The sequence below is a fragment of the Stenotrophomonas sp. CASM101 genome, assembly GCF_049384845.1.
Classification (GTDB): Bacteria; Pseudomonadota; Gammaproteobacteria; order Xanthomonadales; family Xanthomonadaceae; genus Stenotrophomonas; species Stenotrophomonas hibiscicola.
In genome coordinates, this window is sequence record NZ_JBMRFR010000035.1 from 1 (window position 1) to 1,231 (window position 1,231).

The 1,231-nt window shown below is 67.8% G+C and carries 1 protein-coding gene; it reads right to left on the reverse strand.

Features of this window, described 5'->3' with window-relative positions; all coding sequences use genetic code 11:
• Positions 1-76: 76 nt before the first annotated feature.
• Positions 77-1,231: PQQ-dependent sugar dehydrogenase (locus VG543_RS21160; protein WP_423181124.1), on the reverse strand; the 1,155-nt coding region annotated here is incomplete at its 5' end.

Sequence of the window (1,231 nt, forward strand, 5' to 3'; positions counted from 1 at the left end):
GGGCAAAGCGTGCCCGTCTGCCTGCCAAGGACCTGCAATGAACACTGCCCGGCCAGCGGCCGGCACTACCGGGGCATCAGGTCTTCGGGGTGAGCTTCAGCAGGCGCGCCTTGCTGCCGTCTTCCAGCAGCCACAGGGCGCCATCCGGACCCTGTTCCACTTCGCGGATGCGCTCTCCCATGCTGAAGCGCTCAGCTTCGCGCGCGCCGTCGCCGTCAAAGGCCACACGCACCAGCGAGGTCGACGACAGGCCACCGATGAAGCCGCTGCCCTTCCACTGCGGGAACAGGTTGCCGCTGTAGATCACGAAGCCGGCCGGCGAGATCACCGGCGTCCAGGTCACCTTCGGCGCGGCGAATTCCGGGCGAGTGTCGTGGTCGGGAATCGGCCGGCCGTCGTAATGGTCACCATTGGAAACGATCGGGTAGCCATAGTTGGCGCCGCGCACGATCAGGTTCAGTTCGTCGCCGCCGGCCGGGCCCATCTCGTGTGCCCACAGCTTGCCGTTCGCGTCGAAGGCCATGCCCAGGATGTTGCGGTGGCCCAGCGACCACACCTGCGCGGCAACGCCGCCCTGTGAGGCGAACGGGTTGTCGGCGGGCAGGCTGCCATCGTCGTTGAGACGGATGATCTTGCCGAGGTTGCCGCCCATGTCCTGGGCCGGATCGAACTTCTGGCGCTCGCTGGAACTGATCCACAGCTTGCCGTCGGGGCCGAACGCGAGGCGATGCCCGTAGTGGCCCTCGCCGCTGACCTTGGGGCTCTGCCGCCAGATCACCTTCAGGTCCTTCAGCTGGCCACCGCCGTCGGCATCCAGTGCCAGCGTGGCCCGGGCCACGGCAGCACCGCGGGTGTCCAGCGTGCCTTCCTCGGCGTAGCTGAGGTAGATCACGTGATTACTCGCGAATTGCGGGTGCAGGATCACGTCACCGAAGCCGCCCTGGCCGCCGTAAGCGACCTTCGGAACGCCGGTGATCTCATGCTTCTGGCCGCTGGCCGGGTCCAGGTGCTGCAGCTTGCCGCGCTTTTCGGTGACCAGCAGGCTGCCGTCGGGCAGGAAGGTCATCGCCCAGGGCTGGTCGAACCGGCTGATTTCGGTGGCAGTGAACGGGCGCTGGTCGGCAGTGGTGGAGGCTGCAGGCGCTGCGGTCTGGGCGCTGTTGGCGGCCGGGTCGGCGGCATTGCAGGCGGAGGTGGCAAGGATCGGCACCAGGCCGAGGGCGAGCAGCAG